Genomic DNA, 18,602 nt, shown 5'->3' with positions numbered 1-18,602 from the left:
GCTCCTACAGAGGCAATGCGCGCTCATGGTCTACATTGTTTGTCGAGCCTCCCCGCTCACATAACAATAATCAGGAGCGTCAGCATGTCATTGCAAGGCAAAACCCTGTTCATCACCGGCGCCAGCCGTGGCATCGGCCGCGAGATTGCGCTACGAGCCGCACGCGATGGCGCCAACATCGTGATCGCTGCCAAAAGCGCCGAGCCCCACGCCAAGCTGCCGGGGACAATTTTCAGCGTGGCCCGGGAAGTCGAAGCCGCAGGCGGCAAGGCGCTGGCCTTGCAAGTGGACGTCCGTGAAGAAGACGCCGTGCGCGAAGCGCTGGCCCAGGCCAACGAACACTTTGGCGGCATCGACGCACTGATCAACAACGCCGGGGCGATCAAACTGACCGGTGTTCAACACCTCGAACTCAAGCGCTTTGACCTGATGCACCAGATCAACACCCGCGCGGTGCTGCTGTGCAGTCAGGCCGCCCTGCCGTACCTGAAGAAGTCCAACGGTCACATCCTCAACCTGTCCCCGCCGCTGAACCTCGCGACCAAATGGTTCGCCCAATACAGCCCCTACACCGTCACCAAATACGGCATGAGCATGCTGACGCTGGGCATGAGCGAGGAATTCAAGAACTACGGGATCAGCGTCAACTCCCTGTGGCCACAGACGATGATTGCCACCGCCGCCATCGAGTTTCAGCTGGGGTCGCGGGAGTCGTTCAAGCATGCGCGCACGCCGGCGATCATGGCGGATGCGGCCCACGTCATTCTGAGCAGCAGCGGACGCAGCCTGACCGGGCGGTTGCTGATCGATGAGGAGATTCTGCGGGAAAGCGGTGTGACCGAGTTCGACCACTACCGCTTCGCGCCGGACAGCAGCGACAAACTGATGACAGACTTGTTTGTCGACTAAACACCCTCCCCTGTAGGAGCGAGCCTGCTCGCGATGGACGTCAACGATAACGCTGGCAACCTGACAACCCGCGGCGTTCTCAGGTTCATCGCGAGCAGGCTCGCTCCCACAAGGGTTATTGCGTGACCGTCAGAACTCGATGCGCACATCCCCCTTCGGCACGCTGCAGCACGACAGGATGTACCCTTCGGCTTCGTCTTCCTCGGTGATCCCGCCGTTGTGCTCCATCTCTACCTCGCCGCCGAGCTTGAGCACCTTGCAGGTCCCGCAGATCCCCATGCCGCAAGCTTTCGGGATCAATAGACCGACCTTGGCCGCCGCCGCATGCACGGTCTCGCCCGGCACCACGCGAATGCTCTTGCCGGACGCGGTGAACTCCACCTGATGCAAATCAGCCGCATCGACTTCCGGCGCATCGGCCGCTTGTTCGGCTTGCTCCACTGCATCGGCACGAGCCTCCGGTGGTGTCGCACCGAAGGACTCCTCGTGGTAACGCTTCATGTCGTAGCCAGCGTTTTCCAGCAGGCGCTTGACCGCGTGCATGTACGGCGTCGGGCCGCAGCAGAACACTTCCCGCTCGAGGAAGTCCGGAACCATCAGTTCCAGCATCTTGTGGTTCAGGTAACCGCGATAACCGGCCCAAGGCTCGCCCAGGCCGTGCTTCTCGCAAATCAGGTGTAGGCTGAAGTTGTCGATCCGCGACGCCATGTGTTCCAGCTCGCGGTGATAGATGATGTCCTTCGGTGAGCGGGCGCTGTGGATAAACGTCATGTCGACGTTGGCGTTGGTGTCATAGAACCAGCGTGCCATGGACATGCACGGCGTGATCCCGACGCCGCCGCTGAGGTACAGCACTTTCGGGCTCGGGAAATCCATGGCATTGAACAGCCCGACCGGGCCGTGTACCGCCAGCTCCTGGCCTTCGTGCAGGGTATCGTGCAACCAGTTGGAAACCCGACCGCCGGGCACACGCTTGATGGTCACCGAAAAGCTGTAGGGTACCGACGGCGAGCTGGAAATGGTGTACGAGCGCATGATCGGCTCGCCTTCGATTTCCAGCTCCAGGGTGACGAATTGCCCCGGCTTGAAAAAGAACATGATCGGCTGGTCGGCCATGAAGCAGAAGGTGCGCACGTCCCAGGTTTCCTGGATGACTTTGACGCAACGGACGATGTGTCGACCATTGGCCCAGGTCTGGGTGGTTACCGGGTTCAGGAAGGTGTTGGACATGCTGATCTCCACGGCCGACTGTCGGCCTTCATGTTGGCGATTCTGCGTATAGCGCGAACCAGCCGTTTACCTATCTGCGACATTGACATGCTTATCGCGACCAGCCCCCAACGACCGGGGGTTGCGCGTCGGGAACAGATTGCATCATGTCGCCCATGGATAAGGTTCTGGCCTGCGCCGGCCCCACACTCGCTTCAACAGAGAACTGCTGTTTTTTGTCTTGCGTCGCACAACCGTAGCCACATTTCGCCGGCCACACAGAATGGCCATGAGGACTGAATCGATGGACGTCACTACTACCCTGAGCCTGGGCGATCCGCTGGAACCCGCACGCAAGGCCACCGCGCAGATGCTGCAAGAGCGCGAGCGCACGTTCTCGCTGCCGCAGCCGTTCTACTCTGACGAGCGCCTGTTTGATATCGACATGCAGGAAATCTTTCAGAAAGAGTGGTTGATCGCCGGCATGACCTGCGAAATCCCTACCAAGGGCAACTACCTGACCCTGCAGGTCGGCAAGAACCCGATCATCGTGATCCGTGGCGCCGAGGGTGTGGTGCATGCGTTCCATAACGTCTGCCGCCACCGTGGTTCGCGCCTGTGCACCAGCGAAAAGGGCAAGGTCGCCAAACTGGTCTGCCACTACCACCAGTGGACCTACGAACTCGACGGCCGCCTGCTGTTCGCCGGCACCGAAATGGGCGCCGACTTCGACATGAAGCAGTACGGCCTCAAACCGGTGAACGTGAAAACCGCCGGCGGCTACATCTTCATCAGCCTGGCGGAGAACCCGCCGGCCATCGATGACTTCCTGTCGACGCTCAGCCATTACATGGAACCGTACGACATGGAGAACACCAAGGTGGCGATCACCACCACCTTGATGGAAAAGGCCAACTGGAAACTGGTACTGGAAAACAACCGCGAGTGCTACCACTGCAACGCGTCGCACCCGGAACTGCTGAAAACCCTGCTGGAATGGGACGACGTCACCGATCCACGCGCCGACCAGGCCTTCAAGGACCACGTCGCCGCCTCCGCCGCGGCCTGGGACGCCGAGAAGATCCCATACGCCCACGCGAGCTTCGGCCTGCGTAACCGCATCGTGCGCATGCCGCTGCTCAAGGGCACCGTGTCGATGACCCTGGACGGCAAGCAGGGCTGCGCCAAACTCATGGGCCGCATCAAGAACCCGGACCTGGGCTCGATGCGCATCCTGCACCTGCCGCACTCCTGGAACCACTGCATGGGCGACCACATCATCGTGTTCACCGTGTGGCCGATCAGCGCCCAGGAAACCATGGTCACCACCAAGTGGATCGTGCACAAGGACGCGGTCGAGGGCGTGGATTATGACGTGGACCGCATGCGCCAGGTCTGGGACGCCACCAACGACCAGGACCGTCGCCTGGCCGAAGAGAACCAGCGCGGGATCAACTCCACCGCCTACCAGCCGGGGCCTTACTCCAAGACTTATGAGTTCGGTGTGGTGAACTTTGTGGACTGGTACAGCGAACGCCTGCTGAGCAACCTGGGGGCCGAGCCTGCGCCGTATCTCAAAGGTGTGCCCGTCCAAGGCTGATTCCACTGCCCCCTGTAGGAGCGAGCCTGCTCGCGATGGACCTGAGAACGCCGCGGGGTGTCAGGTTGCCAGCGTTATCGTTGACGTCCATCGCGAGCAAGCTTGCTCCTACAGGCGTTTAGAACTGTACGAAATATGATCTATTCCCTTCCGCGCTATACGGCCCGCGCCTCTCAGCCTTCCGCAAACAAGTTATCCACACCTCCACCCACAGCAAATGGGGACAAGTGTGGACACTCTGAAAACTTTCTCCACAAAAACCAAAGAAAATCCGTGACTTATTCAGAACCAGGGTTTTCAGTGGCGACTGATCATATTTTGAACAACTCTTTGCAGGCCACGTAAACCGTGGCCTGTGGCGTATGGCAAACACCTTATCCACAGAAAGGCCAACAGACTTTGGGGGCAACTTACTCGATGCTGTGGAAAACCGCTGAAAGCCGCGGTTTTTCGGCTTCCGGGCGTTGATTGACGATTCAAAATGAGGTTTCGATCATTTATTGATCAAACGCTTGAACGCCGCGTTTTACAAGGGCTTCAGCGTTAAGCAAACATCTTATCCACAGAAGCGCCAACAGAGATTGGGGGCAAGTCTGCATCAACGTCAGCACTTATCCCCTTGAAAAAGCTTGGAAAAAACACCAACAAGGCTGGTTGTTTTTTGAACGACGCCTCGTACGGCTTGATTTGTATGGGGTGTAGCGAAGGGCGAACACGTTATCCACAGAACCACCAACAGGGATTGTGGGTAAACATCAACGTTTGGATTTTATTGAGGCATGAACCCTCGAAGACGCTCAAGGGCTGTGCATAAGATAGGCGTCACCGATGACACGAATCATTGGGTGAGGGATAACCTGGCAGGTTATCCGTTACACAGGAGCTGCCGCAGGCTGCTCCTACACAAAGCGTTAGCGAACCACGCCTTCTTCAATCAGCAGCTTGAGAATGGCTTCAGCGCCAGCTTGCGCCGTAACGCCTTTGAGCACTTGTCCCCCTCCGCCACTGGCTTTCGCCGTTGCGGCTTTCATCCGGTCGGCACCGCTTTTGGCCTTGATTACTTTCAAGCGTTTCGGCCGAGGTTTGGCCGGTTGCAAGGTGGCAACCGCCAGCAATTCATCATCGATGACCTCGACGTCCTGTGCTTGCAGCACGCCGCGTCGAGCCGGGCCGTAAGCACTTTGCCGAGGCTTGGGCGCGGTGTTATCCACAGTCGCCAGAAACGGCAGTCGCACTTTCAATCGACGCCGCTGGCCACGGGGCAAGGCTTGCAGCACCAGCGCCGAACCGCCATCGATGGACTCGACCTGCGCCAGTCCCACCACCAGCGGCCAGCCGAGGCTTTCGGCCAGCAGGAACGGCAACATCCCCGAACCTTCACCGGTTTCCGCCTGGCTGCCGGTCAGCACCACTTGAGCGCCCGCGTCGCGCAAATAGTCGGTCAGCGCTGGCAGCGCATCGGCGCCTTCCGGTTGTTCAAGTACGTGAAGTTGTTCAAGGCCCATGCCCAGATAGGCACGCAGCGCAGGTTCAGCGATGTCGCCGGCATGCAGCACTTGCAGGTTATCCCCAGCCAGTTGCAGGCCCAGTTCCACCGCCCGCGCATCCTGCTCCGCGCGCCGTGGCCGACCGGACGTCGGGTGGGCGCCGATGGAAACCAGGCTGATGATTTTCGTGCTCATAACCCTTTCCTTCCCTTAAGCCGCATCGCGCTTGGCGTCGTTGCGGTAGGCCTCTACCGCCTCGATCAAGGCTTGAAGAATCTCGGCGCTCTCGCCGATCACCGACAGGTCGGCCCGTTTGATCATGTCGCAGCCGGGGTCGAGGTTGATGGCCACCACCTTGTCGCAGGCACCGATGCCTTGCAGGTGCTGGATCGCCCCGGAGATCCCAACCGCCACGTAGACCCGTGCGGTGACCCAAGTGCCGGATGCGCCGACCTGACGGTCGCGGGCCATGAAGCCATCGTCCACCGCCACGCGGGACGCGCCTTCGGTGGCGCCCAGCGCGGCTGCGGTCTGGTGGAACAACTGCCAATCCTTGACCCCGTTACCGCCGGAGAAAATGAACTCGGCTTCGGCCATGGGAATCGCTGCCGGGTCTACCGCTACCGCGCCCAGATCCTCGATGCGCGACAGACTGCGCGCGACGGTTGTGGATAACTCCACCGGCAAGGCTTCGTGACGGGTTTCGCTGACCGGCTCGGCGCATTCGACGGCCGCCAGAATCAGGCGTGCAAGCGGACGGGCCAGGTCTTGCAAACCCGCACCAGCGCGGCCGATGCACGCCTGATCCTTGACCTGCCAGACCCGCGTGGCCGGGCGTTGACCCAAAGCCGCAGCAAAGCGCCGACCCAATTCACCGCCACCGCTGCGGCTGTCCGGCAGCAACCAGTGACGCGGGCTGAACTGGTTATCCACAGCCCGCAGGCCCTGGACTCGCTGTTCCGGTGCATAACCGCTGAATTCTTCGCCATCCAGCACCAGCAAGCGATCGACGCCTGCGGTGCCAAACGTGGTCTCCTTGTGCTCGCCGAACACCACGGCCAGTACCGCGCCGTCGCTGCCGGCCAGTTGATGAGCCAGGCCCAACAGATCGCGGTCGTGGCTGCTCAAGCGGCCGCCGACCATGTCCGGCACCACGCAGATGTAGAACGCCGGTGCTGGCACTTGATGCAGCGGCAATTGCACCTCAACGGCGGCGGTGCGCTTGGTGGCGCCACCCTGTTGTTCGCCACTTCGGTCGATCCGTTTGATGCCGTTGGGTCCGATGAAACCCATCCCATGCGGGTTCTTGCGGATGACGCCGTTGGGTCCCATCCAGCTGTGTTGCGCCGGTTGCATGGCCGCGTGCAGCGGATGCAGACGGTTACGGGCGATCCATTCGGCACGCGGGTCGCGGCGGATAATGTCGCTCATCAATGCACCTCCGCAGGTTCACGTTGGGCTGGTGCAGCCGGTTTGCTCGGCGCGGCATCTTCGAGCAACGCGTCGGCCACCAGCTCGGCGATGTCCTTGATCAGCGGGCGGGGCTCGACCACACCTTCGAGCATCGCCGTGCATTGTGGACAACCCACCGCCACCAGTTCGGCGCCGGTCTCGCGGATGTCTTCCATGCGCATGTCGGGAATCCGTTGCTTGCCCGGAATATCAGTGATCGGCGCCCCGCCGCCGCCGCCGCAGCAGCGCGAACGGAAACCGGAACGTTGCATCTCTTTGACTTCGATCCCGAGGGCGCGCAACACCTGACGCGGTGCCTCGTACTCGCCGTTGTAGCGGCCGAGGTAGCACGGGTCGTGATAGGTCACGCTGTCGCCTTTGTGCTGGCCGAGGTTCAGCGCGCCGGCCTGGATGATTTCTGCCATGTAGGTGCTGTGGTGCTGCACCAGGTAGTTGCCATCGAAGGCGCCGTACTCGTTTTTCAGCACGTGGAAGCTGTGCGGATCGCAGGTGACGATGCGATTGAAGCTGTACTTGGCCAGGGTCTGGATGTTGCGTTTGGCCAATAGCTGGAAGGTTGCTTCGTCGCCCAGGCGCCGGGCCACGTCACCGCTGTCGCGCTCTTCGAGGCCGAGCACGGCGAAGTCGATTTTCGCCGCCTTGAGCACTTTGACGAACGCACGCAAGGTGCGTTGGTTGCGCATGTCGAAGGCGCCGTCGCCAACCCAGAACAACACGTCAGTGGATTTCTTCTCGCTCAGCAGATTGAGGTTCAAGTCCGCCGCCCAGTTCATCCGCCCGCCCGGCGCAAAACCGCCCGGATTGTCGGTGGCGATCAGGTTTTCCAGGACCTCGGCGCCCTTGTTCGGTGTCGCGCCTTTTTCCAGGGTCAGATGGCGGCGCATGTCGACGATGGCATCGACGTGCTCGATCATCATCGGGCATTCCTCGACGCAAGCGCGGCAGGTCGTGCACGACCACAAGGTCTCGGCGTCCACCAGACCGTTGACGATCGGTTGATGCGGGCTCCCTGAATGCTCGCCAATGGCCTTGCCCGGATACGGACTGCCGGCGAACTTCGCGTCGGTGCCGCCAGCCAGGCCGACGACCATGTCTTGAATCAGTTTTTTCGGGTTCAGCGGTTGGCCGGCCGCGAAGGCCGGGCATGCTGCTTCGCATTTACCGCACTGCACGCAGGCGTCGAAACCGAGCAACTGGTTCCAGGTGAAATCCTTGGGTTTTTCCACGCCCAGTGGCGCGGTCGGGTCGTTCAGGTCCAGCGGTTTCAAACCGGTGGAACGACCACCACCAAAGCGTTCGGCGCGACGGTGCCAGGCCAGGTGCAGCGCACCGGCGAAGGCGTGCTTCATCGGCCCGCCCCAGGTCATGCCGAAGAACAGTTCCGAAACGCCCCACAACACGCCAACCCCGAGAATCGCAGCCACCAGCCAGCCACCGAAGTTTTCCGGTAGGATCCCGGCCACCGGCAAGGTCAACAGGAAGAAGGAGGCCGAGAACGCCAGCAGGCTTTTCGGTAGGCGCATCCACGGGCCTTTCGACAGACGCGATGGAGGGTTGCGGCGACGCAGGTAAACAAAGATCGCGCCGACGAACATCACCGCCGTCATCAGCAGCAACGCGTAGCCGAGGATGCGGTTATGCAGGCCGAAACCGTGCACCAGAATTGCCAGCACGATGGACGCCACCGCACCGCCCGCCGTAGCGACGTGGGTGTTGGCGATGTACTTGTCCCGCGCCACCACGTGATGCAAATCGACCATGTAACGCTTGGGCATGGCGAACAGGCCGCCGATCAGGTCGACCTTCGAGGCCCGGCCCCGGCGCCACATGGCCACCCGCCGCAACGCGCCGAGGACGCCAAGGGCCAGGGCTGCGAACAACAGGATTGGAAGAAGGGTGTTCAACATAGGTGAAGCTCCCACAAACCACGGAGTCATGCATCGATCTTGTAGGAGCCGGCTTGCTGGCGATTCAGACGACGCGGTGAATCAGGCAGACCGCGTTATCGTTCATCGCCAGCAAGCCGGCTCCTACAGGTGGCCGGCTTAGAAATCCTTGCACAGCCGCAGCGCGTCGTAGATCGCCGCATGCACGTTGCGCTGGGCCACGCAGTCGCCGATGCGGAACAGCAGGTAACCGTCACCACTCTGTTCCAGACACGGTTGCGGTTTGATCGCGAACAACGCCTCGACGTCGATCTGGCCTTTGTTGCGCGAGCCTTCCTTCAACGCGTAGTAGATTTCTTCGTCCGGACGCACGCCGTTTTCGATGACCACCTGATCGACGACCCGCTCCTCTTTGGCGCCGGTGTATTCGTTCTCCAGCACCGCCACCAACTTGTCGCCTTCGCGGTAGACCTTCTCCAGCATCATGTCGCCGGTCATGATCACTTCTTTCGGGTACATGCTGCGGTAGTAGGTCGGGAACGACGTACCGCCAATGGCCACGCCCGGCTTGATGTCGTCGGTGACGATCTCGACCTGGCTGCCCTTGTCCGCGATGAAGTCGGCAGTCGACATACCGGTGAATTCGCAAATGGTGTCGTAGACCAACACGTTCTTGCCCGGCGCGACTTTGCCGTCGAGCACGTCCCAGCTGCTGACCACCAAACCTTCAGCCGCGCCCCAGTGTTCGTTCTGCTCGATGAACGGATGACCGCCAACCGCCAGCACTACCACGTCTGGACGCAGGTCCATGATGGTCGGCGCATCCGCCGCTGTGCCCAGGCGCAGGTCGACTTTCAGGCGTGCCAGTTCCAGTTGATACCAGCGGGTGATACCGGCGATCTGGTCCCGTTGCGGCGCTTTCGAAGCGGTGGTGATCTGCCCGCCGATGAATTCTTTTTTCTCGAACAGGGTCACGTCGTGGCCGCGTTCGGCAGCAACGCGAGCGGCTTCCATACCCGCAGGACCGGCGCCAACTACCACAACCTTGCGCTTCACGCCGGTGGTTTTTTCGATGATGTGCGGCAGGCCCATGTATTCACGGGACGTCGCGGCGTTCTGGATGCACAGCACGTCCAGACCTTGATACTGACGGTCGATGCAGTAGTTGGCCCCGACGCATTGTTTGATCTGGTCGATCTGCCCCATCTTGATCTTGGCGATCAGGTGCGGGTCGGCGATGTGGGCGCGGGTCATGCCGACCATGTCGACGTAACCGCCCTCCAGAATACGGGTCGCCTGGTTCGGATCCTTGATGTTCTGCGCGTGCAGCACCGGGACCTTGACCACTTCCTTGATACCGGCGGCCAGGTGCAGGAACGGCTCCGGTGGATAACTCATGTTGGGGATAACGTTGGCCAGGGTGTTGTGGGTGTCGCAACCCGAACCCACGACGCCGAGGAAATCGAGCATGCCGGTGTCGTCGTAATACTTGGCGATCTGCTTCATGTCCTCGTGGGACAAACCATCCGGGTGAAACTCGTCGCCGCAGATACGCATGCCCACGCAGAAATCGTCACCGACCTCGGCGCGCACCGCTTTCAAGACTTCCAGGCCGAACTTCATGCGGCCTTCGAAGGTGCCGCCCCATTCGTCGGTACGCTTGTTGACTCGCGGGCTCCAGAACTGGTCGATCATGTGCTGGTGCACGGCTGACAATTCCACACCGTCCAGGCCACCGGCCTTGGCGCGGCGTGCCGCTTGCGCGTAGTTGCCGATCACCCGCCAGATTTCTTCCGGCTCGATGGTCTTGCAGGTGGCACGGTGCACCGGCTCACGCACGCCCGAGGGCGACATCAGGGTTGGCCAGTTGAAGCCGTCCCAACGCGAGCGACGGCCCATGTGGGTAATCTGGATCATGATCTTGGCGCCGTGCTTGTGCATGGCGTCGGCCAGATTCTGGAAGTGCGGGATGATGCGGTCGGTGGACAGGTTCACCGAACTCCACCACTCCTGCGGGCTGTCGATCGCCACCACGGACGAACCGCCGCAGATCGCCAGGCCGATCCCGCCCTTGGCCTTCTCTTCGTAATACTTGACGTACCGGTCGGTGGTCATGCCGCCGTCGGTCGCATAGACCTCGGCGTGCGCGGTGCTGAGCACGCGGTTACGGATGGTCAGTTTGCCGATCTGGATCGGCTGGAACATTGCTTCGAAAGCCATGGCGGGTTCCTCGACTTACAACGGCTTGACGGTGAACAAGCCGTCGTCGTGGCCTTCTTCGGAGCCACCGTAGACTTGCTCGGCGACGGTGCGAATCTTGCTGCCACGGGCCTGGAGAATCTGATCCATCGCACCGGCAAACCAGCCAGTGAACATATAGTCGACCTTGCGCCCGACCTTGCCGTACACGTAGACGAACGCCGAGTGTTCGAGCTTGACGCTGGCGGTGCCTTTGTCGAGGTCGATGTCCTGGATCTTGAACAAGCCCCAGCCGCGTTGCGACAAGCGCTTCATGTAGTGCTCGAACACCGCGACGCCTTCCAGGCCATGGCATTCGGCTTCTTTTTCACACCAGTGCCAGGCGGATTTGTAGCCGGCCTTGTAGAGGATTTCGGCATAGGCGTCGGCGCCCAGCACTTCCTCGATGCCCATGTGATTGTTGACGAAAAAATGGCGCGGCACGTACAGCATCGGCAGGGCATCGGAGGTCCAGACACCGGTTTCGCTGTCGACTTCGATTGGCAATTGCGGGGCGATCTTGGCCATGGAAACTTAACTCCAGAAAATTCGTTGTGTTGCCTGCGGCGCGGACGGCCGCAGGAAAGGATTCAGAAGTGCGGCGGCTTACTCGCCCCAGACGTCCTTGAGGACATTGACCCAGTTCTCGCCCATGATCTTGCGCACCACGCGCTCAGGGTGGCCACGCTTGAGCAAAGTCTCGGTAAGGTTCGGGAACTCGCCCACGGTGCGGATGCCCAGTGGGTTGATGATCTTGCCGAAGCTGGTCAGGCGGCGGGCGTAGCCCTTGTCGTGGGTCAGGTATTCGAAGAAGTCCTGGCCATGGCCCTGGGTGAAATCGGTGCCGATGCCGATGGCGTCTTCGCCAACGATGTTCATCACGTACTCGATGGCCTCGGCGTAATCGTCGATGGTCGAATCGATGCCTTTGGCCAGGAATGGCGCGAACATGGTCACGCCGACAAAACCGCCGTGGTCGGCAATGAACTTCAGCTCTTCATCGGACTTGTTGCGCGGGTGCTCTTTGAGCCCCGACGGCAGGCAGTGGGAATAGCAGACCGGTTTTTTCGATTCGAGGATGACTTCTTCGGAGGTCTTGGAGCCGACGTGGGACAGGTCGCACATGACGCCAACCCGGTTCATCTCGGCGACGATTTCGCGACCGAAACCCGACAGGCCGCCATCACGTTCGTAGCAACCGGTGCCGACCAGGTTCTGGGTGTTGTAGCACATCTGCACAATGCCGACGCCCAGCTGCTTGAACACCTCGACATAGCCGATCTGGTCTTCATAGGCGTGGGCATTCTGGAAGCCGAAGAGGATGCCGGTCTTGCCCAGTTCCTTGGCCTTGCGGATGTCGGCGGTGGTGCGCACCGGCATCACCAGGTCGCCGTTCTCGCGGATCAGTTTCTGGCTGGCGGCGATGTTATTGACGGTGGCCTGAAAGCCCTCCCACACCGAAACGGTGCAGTTGGCCGCCGTCAAACCGCCCTTGCGCATGTCTTCGAACAGTTCACGGTTCCACTTGGCGATAATCAGCCCGTCGATAACGATGCTGTCGGCGTGCAATTCGGCTGGGCTCATCAGGCTGTCCCCTTATTAGCGATTCATGCGCCGAATCGTCTGCCGGCGCTTTGGGGCCAGCATATGCCTGCGCACCGGGGCAGCCGGGTGCAAAAACGACAGGGGAATTGCCGAAAGCGTCAATCCGCGACAAAGGGGCGTCGCCAGGCACAATCCGCGACCTGTTCAAGGCCGTCCGCTTGAGCCAGAATTCGTCGCATCACTGGAATAGAGCGGCGACCTCAATGAAATCCATCTTCCTGGCTTTGGCACTGATTGCGACCGGCGTACACGCAGCGGAGGAGTCCGACGACAACCCCTGCGACAAAGTCGAAAACGACATCCAGACCCTGGAATGCTCGGTCTTCAGCAAAACCACCGCCGAAGACCTGCTGAGCGAAAACCTCAAAAGCCTGAACGAGCGCATGCAGTCGCTCTACGGCAAGAACCCGTCGCAACTGACCGACATCACCGCCAGGATCAAGACCGCCCAGGCCCAATGGCTGAAAACCCGCGATGCCGATTGCGCCGTAGAAGCCTTTCCCGCCACGGCCGGCAGCAAAGCATTCACCATTGCGCAGAACGATTGCGTGGCGCGAATGAGTGACGAGCGGTCGGAGTTTTTGGAGTCGATTGGGCAGGAGTAAATACAAAGGATGGAAAACATGATGATCCCTCACGAAGTTGTCAGCCGCATTGTTGACGGAGCTCTACCGGTACGCGCCTGGCGAGAACACTTGAACCTTACCCAAGATGAAGTAGCCAAACGCATGGGCATTTCTCAACCGGCCTTCGCCCAACAGGAAACAGTCGCCAAGCCCCGCAAAGCCACACGCGAAAAAATCGCCGCGGCGTTTGGCATCACCGCCAGTCAACTTGAGCTGTAAGCTGCACGCCATCAGCCAGTAAAAGGATTCGACATGAAAGTCTGCGGCATCGAAATCAAAGGCAGCGAAGCGATCATCGCCGTAGCATCCCTCGACGGTACGGCCCTGAGTCACGTCGCCCTCAACACCAAGAAAATTGCCCTGGACGATGACGACGAGGCCGCCAACGTCAAAGTGTTTGCGGCTCAGGTTGCGTCGTTTGTGCGTGAGAACTCCGTTGATCGTATTGTGATCAAGAAGCGCAGCAAGAAAGGCGAGTTCGCGGGCGGGCCGACGACGTTCAAGATCGAAGGGGTTTTCCAGTTGCTGGAAAATTGTGAGGTGACGTTGCTGTCGCCGCAGACGATCAATGCCCAGGCCAAAAAGCACAACTTCGAGCTGCCGGGGACGCTGAACAAGTATCAGCATGAGGCTTACAAAGCAGCCTGCTCTGCACTGATGAAAAAGTAAAAACACCGCCCTGTAGGAGCCGGCTTGCTGGCGATGAGGCCATGGGCATCGTGGTGATCTTGAGAATGCCATCGCTGGCAAGCCAGCTCCTACAGGGCTCTCAATTGATCATGCTTTTGCGGTACGCCGATCTTCCCGTGGACAGCGCTCATACTTCGCCCGATAACTGCGGGTGAAATACGACGGCGATTCAAAGCCACAGGCAATGCTCACTTCCAGCACACTCATGTCGGTCTGACGCAGCAACTGCCGCGCCTTTTCCAGGCGTAACCGCAGGTAGAAATTGCTCGGTGTGTCGTTCAGGTGCAACCGAAACAATCGCTCCAGCTGTCGCCGCGTCACCTTGATCGATTCCGCCAATTCCAGCGTACTCAGCGGCGGTTCGCTGTGCTGCTCCATCTCGCCGATCACCTGCACCAGTTTCTTGTTTCTGATGCCATAACGTGTGGCGACTTCCATGCGCTGGTGGTCCTTGCGCGGGCGAATACGGCCGAGCACGAACTGTTCACTGACCTGGATCGCCAGTTCCGCACCGTGGGCCTGGGCGATCAAATCCAACATCAAATCGATGGAAGCGGTACCACCGGCAGAGGTGATGCGCCGACGGTCGATTTCGAACAGCTCCTGGGTGACGCTGAGCTGCGGATAAGATTCCTTGAACGCGTCGATGGCTTCCCAGTGCAGGGTCAGGCGATGCCCGTCGAGCAGACCCGCCTCGGCGAGGATGAAGCTGCCGGTGTCGATGGCGCCGAGGGTTACACCTTCGTTGTCCAGCCGCCGCAGCCAATGCTCCAGCGCCGGGGTCGCGAACTTCAGCGGTTCGAACCCGGCGACCACCAGCAGCGTCGCCCCTTTCTTCAACGGCTCCAGCGCCGCATCGGCGTTGACCGACATCCCGTTACTGGCCAGCACCGCGCCGCCGTCTGCACTCAACACATGCCAGCGATAGAGCTCGCCGCGAAAGCGATTGGCGACCCGCAGCGGCTCGATGGCCGAAATAAAGCCAATGGCCGAGAAGCCCGGCATCAACAAGAAGTAGAAATCCTGGGACATGGAGCGCACTCGCTTAGCAGGTAACAAGAGGCCAGGTAACAAGAGGGCGGGCAGTAGGGATGTTGATACGCCACTTGCCCGCGGCATTCAAGAGCGTAGGTCGCCGCAGTGCAAGTGCTGGTCGCCGCAGTGCGCTTTCACGGCTGATTTGCTGCGTAACGTGTCATCACCGGCGCATCAGACACCGGAACTCACAATAAACGAACTGCCGAGGAACCTGAGAATGAAACGACTGATCAGCAGCTGTGTTCTTGCACTCAGTGGTACCGCTTTTCTGAGCGCCAGTGTCATGGCCGCCGAACCCGCCGCGTGCCAGAACGTGCGCATGGGTGTAGTGAACTGGACCGACGTGATCGCGACCAGCGCGATGACCCAGGTATTGCTCGATGGCCTCGGCTATAACACCAAACAAACCAGCGCCTCCCAGCAAATCATCTTCGCCGGGATCCGCGACCAGCGTCTGGACCTGTTCCTGGGTTACTGGAACCCGCTGATGACCCAGACCATCACCCCGTTCGTCGACGCCAACCAGGTCAAGGTGCTTGAAGCCCCAAGCCTCAAAGACGCCCGCGCCACCCTCGCCGTACCGACCTACCTTGCCGACAAGGGCCTGAAAACCTTCGCCGATATCGCCAAGTTCGAAAAAGAACTGGGCGGCAAGATCTACGGTATCGAACCTGGCTCGGGCGCCAATACCCAGATCAAGGCAATGATCGCGAAGAACCAGTTCGGCCTCGGCAAATTCCAGCTGGTCGAATCCAGCGAAGCCGGCATGCTCGCCGCCGTGGACCGCGCCGTGCGCCGCAACGAAGCCGTGGTGTTCTTCGGCTGGGCACCGCACCCGATGAACGTCAACGTGCAAATGACGTACCTCACCGGCAGTGAAGACGCCCTCGGCCCGAACGAAGGCATGGCCACGGTCTGGACCGTCACCGCGCCGAAGTACGCCGAGCAGTGCCCGAACATCGGCCGCCTGCTGAGCAACCTGACCTACACCGCCGAAGACGAGAGCCGGATGATGCAGCCGCTGCTCGATCACAAGGACGCCTTCGAGTCGGCCAGGCAATGGCTCAAGGATCACCCGCAGGACAAGCAACGCTGGCTCGAAGGCGTCACCACCTTCGACGGCAAACCGGCTGCGGAAAACCTGAAACTGACCAGCAAATAAACCCTGATTGAATCACCGATTCGCAGCCCGACCGGGCTGCGAACGGGCCCCACACGCCTGAAGGAAACCGCCAAATGAACCACGACGTCATCATCACCTGCGCACTCACCGGTGCTGGCGACACGACCGCCAGAAGCCCACATGTGCCGGTCACCCCGAAACAGATCGCCGCCGCTGCCGTGGAAGCCGCGAAGGCCGGCGCCACCGTGGTGCACTGCCACGTTCGCGACCCGCAAACCGGCAAGTTCAGTCGTGATGTGGCGCTGTACCGCGAAGTGATGGAGCGTATCCGCGAGGCGGACGTGGACATCATCGTCAACCTGACCGCCGGCATGGGCGGCGACCTGGAAATCGGTGCTGGCGAGAACCCGATGGAATTCGGTCCGAACACCGACCTGGTCGGCCCGCTCACCCGCTTGGCCCACGTCGAAGAACTGCTGCCGGAAATCTGCACCCTCGACTGCGGCACCCTGAACTTCGGCGATGGCGACACCATTTACGTGTCCACCCCGGCGCAACTGCGGGCTGGCGCCAAACGCATTCAAGAGCTGGGCGTAAAAGCCGAGCTGGAAATCTTCGACACCGGTCACCTGTGGTTCGCCAAACAGATGATCAAGGAAGGCCTGCTCGACAACCCGCTGTTTCAGCTGTGCCTGGGCATTCCGTGGGGCGCGCCGGCGGACACCACCACCATGAAGGCCATGGTCGACAACTTGCCCGCCGATGCGGTGTGGGCGGGTTTCGGCATCGGTCGCATGCAGATGCCGATGGCGGCGCAAGCGGTGCTGCTGGGCGGCAACGTGCGGGTCGGTCTGGAAGACAACCTGTGGCTGGACAAGGGTGTGTTGGCGACCAACGGCCAATTGGTCGAGCGCGCCACCGAAATCCTCAGCCGCCTCGGCGCCCGCGTCCTGACCCCGGCTGAAGGCCGCAAGAAAATGGGCCTGACCCAACGCGGCTAACCCCTACTCCCCTGTAGGAGCCGGCTTGCTGGCGATGAGGCCAGTACATCCGCCACATTTTCCGTGACGGGAATACCGTCTTCGCCAGCAAGCCGGCTCCTACATCGAACACCGAAATTTTCAGGAAATGACCATGACCTTCATCACCGAAATCAAAACCTTCGCCGCGCTGGGCAGTGGTGTCATCGGCAGCGGCTGGGTGTCCCGCGCCCTCGCCCATGGCCTGGATGTGGTGGCCTGGGACCCGGCGCCCGGTGCCGAAGCGGCGCTGCGCAAACGTGTCGCCAATGCCTGGGGCGCGCTGGAGAAACAAGGCCTGGCACCCGGAGCCTCACAGGATCGCTTGCGCTTCGTCGCCACCATCGAAGAGTGCGTTCGCGACGCAGACTTCATTCAGGAAAGCGCCCCGGAACGCCTTGAACTGAAACTGGAACTGCACAGCAAAATCAGCGCGGCGGCCAAACCCAATGCGCTGATCGGCTCCAGCACTTCGGGCCTGTTGCCGAGTGAGTTCTACGAGAGTTCGACACACCCGGAACGCTGCGTGGTCGGCCACCCGTTCAACCCGGTTTACCTGCTGCCGCTGGTTGAAGTGGTCGGCGGTAAAAACACCGCACCTGAAGCGGTGCAAGCGGCCATGAAAGTCTACGAATCCCTGGGCATGCGCCCGCTGCACGTGCGCAAGGAAGTGCCAGGGTTCATCGCCGATCGTCTGCTCGAAGCGTTGTGGCGCGAGGCCTTACACCTGGTCAACGACGGCGTGGCAACCACGGGTGAAATCGACGACGCGATCCGTTTTGGCGCCGGTTTGCGCTGGTCGTTCATGGGCACGTTCCTGACCTACACTCTGGCCGGCGGCGACGCAGGCATGCGCCACTTCATGGCACAGTTCGGTCCGGCATTGCAGCTGCCGTGGACCTATCTGCCCGCACCGGAGCTGACGGACAAACTGATCGACGATGTGGTCGATGGCACCAGCGATCAACTGGGTAAGCACAGCATTTCGGCGCTGGAACGCTATCGTGATGACTGCCTGCTCGCGGTGTTGGAGGCGGTGAAGACCACCAAAGAGAAGCATGGGATGGCATTTGCCGAATAACCGTACCCGTTGTAGGAGCTGGCTTGCCAGCGATGAGGCCGGCGCATCCTCCGACCCTTCGGCGCTGCGAACATCGCAATCGCCAGCAAGCCGGCTCCTACAGGTTTTCGTGATTTCAGGATTTGATGACATGCCTGCATTGACCACCTACCAAACCCGAATCATCCCCGACTGGGTCGACTACAACGGCCACCTGCGCGACGCTTTCTACCTGCTGATTTTCAGCTACGCCACCGACGCCCTGATGGATCGCCTTGGCCTCGACAGCAACAGCCGCGAAGCCAGCGGCAACTCACTGTTCACCCTCGAACTGCACCTCAATTACCTGCACGAAGTGAAGCTCGACGCCGACGTCGAAGTGCACACGCAAATCATCGCCCACGACAGCAAACGCCTGCACCTCTATCACAGCCTGCACCTCGTCGGAGATGACAAGGCGCTGGCGGGCAACGAGCAAATGCTGCTGCATGTCGATCTCGCCGGACCAAGATCGGCACCGTTCAGTGAACAGTCATTGAGCAAGCTGCAAGCCATCGTCGCCGAACAGGCTGACCTGCCCACACCCGCCTACATCGGCCGAGTGATCGCATTGCCCCCAAAAAAATAACAAGGAGATCG

Annotated in this window: 16 protein-coding genes and 1 pseudogene; 9 read left to right on the top strand and 8 right to left on the bottom strand. The window is 60.7% G+C overall.

Annotated elements, in window-relative coordinates:
• Positions 1-84 precede the first annotated feature (84 nt).
• Positions 85-909: an NAD(P)-dependent oxidoreductase gene (locus CKW19_RS08425; RefSeq protein WP_095057485.1), complete on the top strand. Its 825-nt coding sequence runs from the start codon at positions 85-87 to the stop codon at positions 907-909.
• A gap of 129 nt (positions 910-1,038) precedes the next feature.
• Here CKW19_RS08425 and gbcB read toward each other — a convergent pair whose 3' ends face one another.
• Positions 1,039-2,139: a glycine-betaine demethylase subunit GbcB gene (gene gbcB, locus CKW19_RS08420; protein ID WP_095057484.1), complete on the bottom strand. Its 1,101-nt coding sequence runs from the start codon at positions 2,137-2,139 to the stop codon at positions 1,039-1,041.
• 283 nt (positions 2,140-2,422) lie between these two features.
• Here gbcB and gbcA point away from each other — a divergent pair, with 283 nt between their 5' ends.
• Complete coding sequence (gene gbcA / locus CKW19_RS08410) at positions 2,423-3,718, top strand: glycine-betaine demethylase subunit GbcA (protein ID WP_053163079.1); 1,296 nt, start codon at positions 2,423-2,425, stop codon at positions 3,716-3,718.
• 911 nt (positions 3,719-4,629) lie between these two features.
• Here the strand turns inward: gbcA and CKW19_RS08405 are convergent.
• The 6 genes from CKW19_RS08405 to CKW19_RS08380 form a co-directional block, all read right to left on the bottom strand.
• Positions 4,630-5,400: an electron transfer flavoprotein subunit beta gene (locus CKW19_RS08405; RefSeq protein ID WP_095057482.1), complete on the bottom strand. Its 771-nt coding sequence runs from the start codon at positions 5,398-5,400 to the stop codon at positions 4,630-4,632.
• A gap of 15 nt (positions 5,401-5,415) precedes the next feature.
• Positions 5,416-6,636: an electron transfer flavoprotein subunit alpha/FixB family protein gene (locus CKW19_RS08400; protein ID WP_095057481.1), complete on the bottom strand. Its 1,221-nt coding sequence runs from the start codon at positions 6,634-6,636 to the stop codon at positions 5,416-5,418.
• Entirely contained in the window at positions 6,636-8,585 is a 1,950-nt protein-coding gene (gene dgcB, locus CKW19_RS08395; protein WP_095057480.1) for a dimethylglycine demethylation protein DgcB, read from the bottom strand. The genes CKW19_RS08400 and dgcB overlap by 1 nt, the downstream gene beginning before the upstream one ends.
• Before the next feature lie 138 nt (positions 8,586-8,723).
• Entirely contained in the window at positions 8,724-10,784 is a 2,061-nt protein-coding gene (dgcA, locus tag CKW19_RS08390; RefSeq protein WP_095057479.1) for a dimethylglycine demethylation protein DgcA, read from the bottom strand.
• Between the two features lie 15 nt (positions 10,785-10,799).
• Positions 10,800-11,330, bottom strand: coding sequence for a DUF5943 domain-containing protein (locus tag CKW19_RS08385; protein WP_008033249.1), 531 nt, complete (start codon positions 11,328-11,330; stop codon positions 10,800-10,802).
• A 78-nt stretch (positions 11,331-11,408) separates the two neighbouring features.
• Positions 11,409-12,386, bottom strand: a complete 978-nt coding sequence (locus tag CKW19_RS08380; protein WP_095057478.1) for a dipeptidase — start codon at positions 12,384-12,386, stop codon at positions 11,409-11,411.
• 224 nt (positions 12,387-12,610) lie between these two features.
• On the opposite strand from CKW19_RS08380, the gene CKW19_RS08370 reads away from it, so the two are divergent.
• The 3 genes and pseudogenes from CKW19_RS08370 (at position 12,611) to CKW19_RS08360 (ending at position 13,702) form a co-directional block, all read left to right on the top strand.
• The gene (locus CKW19_RS08370) at positions 12,611-13,012 is read left to right on the top strand and encodes a lysozyme inhibitor LprI family protein (protein ID WP_095057476.1); all 402 of its coding nucleotides are present in this window, start codon (positions 12,611-12,613) and stop codon (positions 13,010-13,012) included.
• An 18-nt stretch (positions 13,013-13,030) separates the two neighbouring features.
• Positions 13,031-13,252 (top strand): annotated as a pseudogene (locus CKW19_RS08365) (helix-turn-helix domain-containing protein); the annotation flags it as partial.
• A 33-nt stretch (positions 13,253-13,285) separates the two neighbouring features.
• Complete coding sequence (locus CKW19_RS08360; RefSeq protein WP_095057474.1) at positions 13,286-13,702, top strand: DUF3010 family protein; 417 nt, start codon at positions 13,286-13,288, stop codon at positions 13,700-13,702.
• Positions 13,703-13,810: 108 nt separating this feature from the next.
• On the opposite strand, the gene CKW19_RS08355 is transcribed toward CKW19_RS08360, so the two are convergent.
• On the bottom strand, positions 13,811-14,755 hold the full coding sequence (locus tag CKW19_RS08355) for a GlxA family transcriptional regulator (protein WP_095057473.1): 945 nt from the start codon (positions 14,753-14,755) through the stop codon (positions 13,811-13,813).
• A gap of 223 nt (positions 14,756-14,978) precedes the next feature.
• On the opposite strand from CKW19_RS08355, the gene choX reads away from it, so the two are divergent.
• From choX to CKW19_RS08335, 4 genes are all read left to right on the top strand, one after another.
• Positions 14,979-15,923, top strand: a complete 945-nt coding sequence (gene choX / locus CKW19_RS08350) for a choline ABC transporter substrate-binding protein (protein ID WP_095057472.1) — start codon at positions 14,979-14,981, stop codon at positions 15,921-15,923.
• A 74-nt stretch (positions 15,924-15,997) separates the two neighbouring features.
• Positions 15,998-16,885 carry a 3-keto-5-aminohexanoate cleavage protein gene (locus CKW19_RS08345; protein ID WP_053163105.1) on the top strand — a complete coding sequence of 296 codons (888 nt, stop codon included), beginning with the start codon at positions 15,998-16,000 and terminating at the stop codon, positions 16,883-16,885.
• A 133-nt stretch (positions 16,886-17,018) separates the two neighbouring features.
• Entirely contained in the window at positions 17,019-17,984 is a 966-nt protein-coding gene (locus CKW19_RS08340) for an L-carnitine dehydrogenase (RefSeq protein ID WP_095057471.1), read from the top strand.
• A 130-nt stretch (positions 17,985-18,114) separates the two neighbouring features.
• Complete coding sequence (locus tag CKW19_RS08335) at positions 18,115-18,591, top strand: thioesterase family protein (RefSeq protein WP_095057470.1); 477 nt, start codon at positions 18,115-18,117, stop codon at positions 18,589-18,591.
• Positions 18,592-18,602 lie beyond the last annotated feature (11 nt).

The organism is Pseudomonas sp. Irchel s3f7, assembly GCF_900187615.1.
Taxonomy (GTDB): Bacteria; Pseudomonadota; Gammaproteobacteria; order Pseudomonadales; family Pseudomonadaceae; genus Aquipseudomonas.
The sequence above is the reverse complement of the archived record's forward strand: the minus strand, read 5'-3'. Positions and strand labels throughout refer to the sequence as shown.

Coding starts and splice junctions, on each gene's coding strand:
- CKW19_RS08425 (WP_095057485.1), top strand. CDS start 85: ATGTCATTGCAAGGCAAAACCCTGTTCATCACCGGCGCCAGCCGTGGC.
- gbcB (WP_095057484.1), bottom strand. CDS start 2,139: ATGTCCAACACCTTCCTGAACCCGGTAACCACCCAGACCTGGGCCAAT.
- gbcA (WP_053163079.1), top strand. CDS start 2,423: ATGGACGTCACTACTACCCTGAGCCTGGGCGATCCGCTGGAACCCGCA.
- CKW19_RS08405 (WP_095057482.1), bottom strand. CDS start 5,400: ATGAGCACGAAAATCATCAGCCTGGTTTCCATCGGCGCCCACCCGACG.
- CKW19_RS08400 (WP_095057481.1), bottom strand. CDS start 6,636: ATGAGCGACATTATCCGCCGCGACCCGCGTGCCGAATGGATCGCCCGT.
- dgcB (WP_095057480.1), bottom strand. CDS start 8,585: ATGTTGAACACCCTTCTTCCAATCCTGTTGTTCGCAGCCCTGGCCCTT.
- dgcA (WP_095057479.1), bottom strand. CDS start 10,784: ATGGCTTTCGAAGCAATGTTCCAGCCGATCCAGATCGGCAAACTGACC.
- CKW19_RS08385 (WP_008033249.1), bottom strand. CDS start 11,330: ATGGCCAAGATCGCCCCGCAATTGCCAATCGAAGTCGACAGCGAAACC.
- CKW19_RS08380 (WP_095057478.1), bottom strand. CDS start 12,386: ATGAGCCCAGCCGAATTGCACGCCGACAGCATCGTTATCGACGGGCTG.
- CKW19_RS08370 (WP_095057476.1), top strand. CDS start 12,611: ATGAAATCCATCTTCCTGGCTTTGGCACTGATTGCGACCGGCGTACAC.
- CKW19_RS08360 (WP_095057474.1), top strand. CDS start 13,286: ATGAAAGTCTGCGGCATCGAAATCAAAGGCAGCGAAGCGATCATCGCC.
- CKW19_RS08355 (WP_095057473.1), bottom strand. CDS start 14,755: ATGTCCCAGGATTTCTACTTCTTGTTGATGCCGGGCTTCTCGGCCATT.
- choX (WP_095057472.1), top strand. CDS start 14,979: ATGAAACGACTGATCAGCAGCTGTGTTCTTGCACTCAGTGGTACCGCT.
- CKW19_RS08345 (WP_053163105.1), top strand. CDS start 15,998: ATGAACCACGACGTCATCATCACCTGCGCACTCACCGGTGCTGGCGAC.
- CKW19_RS08340 (WP_095057471.1), top strand. CDS start 17,019: ATGACCTTCATCACCGAAATCAAAACCTTCGCCGCGCTGGGCAGTGGT.
- CKW19_RS08335 (WP_095057470.1), top strand. CDS start 18,115: ATGCCTGCATTGACCACCTACCAAACCCGAATCATCCCCGACTGGGTC.